Genomic DNA, 1,418 nt, shown 5'->3' with positions numbered 1-1,418 from the left:
GCATTGAGCAGTGAAATGAACAGCTTCGAACAATATCAAAATACCGCTTACGCCCCAGCGAAAATATCCAAAGAGGTTAAATAAGTCATGGCAGCAAAATCTTTAAAACCCGTTCTACTTTCACTTTGCGCCTTGGGTGTGGCTTCTTGGGTTGGCTATCAGTTTTACCAAGCTTATCAGCCAGAACCAGTTCGCTTGCAAGGTTTGATTGAAGCTCAGCAATACAGCATTTCATCAAAAGTCCCAGGTCGCATTGACGAAGTGATGGTTCGCAAAGGCGATGATGTTGAAAAAGGCCAGTTAATTTTTACGCTTCACAGCCCAGAAATCGAAGCGAAACTGGAACAAGCAAAAGCTGGTGAAAAAGCGGCAGATGCACTAGCGCAAGAAGCAGAGAAAGGTGCACGTGAGCAACAAATTCAAGCCGCGAAAGACCAATGGCTAAAAGCGAAAGCCGCAGCGGATTTGATGGAAAAAACCTATAACCGCGTGAACAACCTGTATAAAGATGGCGTGGTTGCCGAGCAAAAACGTGATGAAGCGCTAACCCAATGGCAGGCTTCTAAATACACTGAAAGTGCCGCTTTCCAGATGTATGAGATGGCGAAAGAAGGGGCTCGTAGCGAAACCAAAGTGGCAGCGGCTGAGAAAGCTCGTATGGCGTCTGGCGCAGTTGCTGAAGTGGAAGCTTATGCGAAAGATACTCAAATCTACAGTTGGTTTGACGGTGAAGTATCTCAAGTACTTTTACAAAGCGGCGAGCTTGCACCGCAGGGCTTCCCAGTCGTCACCGTCATCGACACTGAAGATGCGTGGGCAACACTGAACGTGCGCGAGGATCTGCTTAAACACTTCACTAAAGACACCACATTTAACGCATACCTGCCAGCGTTGGATAAAAGTGTCGAGTTTAAAGTCACGCACGTTGCAGTAATGGGCGATTTCGCAACTTGGCGAGCGACCGATGCAGCACAAGGTTTCGATCTGCGTACCTTTGAAGTAGAAGCTCGCCCTACTCAACCAGAACCAGAACTGCGCATGGGTATGAGCGTTGTGGTTGAGCTGTAATCGCTCAAGGTAAAAATCTATGACGATTAAGATTTCACAACGGCATGTGTTACGGCGCGACAAGTGGTTACTGTCGTGCTTAACTTGGGTGCCTATTTTGCTTTCGGTTACCATTTGGGGCGTGTTTTCTGCGGGGATTGCGAGAGACCTGCCGATTGGCGTGGTCGATTTACAACATTCGCAACTCTCTCGTAAGTTGATCCAAACGTTAGATGCCTCTTCAACACTGTCTGTGGATTATCACTACACCAGTGCGAATGAAGCCAAGAATGCCATGATTGAAGGCGATATTTACGCTTTTGCCGTCATTCCATCTAAGTTTGACCAAGACATTTTGCTGCATCGCCAAC

Annotated in this window: 2 protein-coding genes; both read left to right on the top strand. The window is 47.3% G+C overall.

The genetic code is table 11. From position 1 onward, the window contains the following. Window positions 1-87: 87 nt before the first annotated feature. Window positions 88-1,068, top strand: coding sequence for an HlyD family secretion protein (locus tag R7O12_RS24810; protein WP_005500450.1), 981 nt, complete (start codon window positions 88-90; stop codon window positions 1,066-1,068). Between the two features lie 19 nt (window positions 1,069-1,087). Further along, window positions 1,088-1,418, top strand: a 331-nt coding sequence (locus R7O12_RS24805; protein ID WP_318126711.1) for an ABC transporter permease, incomplete at its 3' end; no start/stop codon positions are given.

The organism is Vibrio sp. Vb1574, assembly GCF_033338675.1.
The sequence above is the reverse complement of the archived record's forward strand: the minus strand, read 5'-3'. Positions and strand labels throughout refer to the sequence as shown.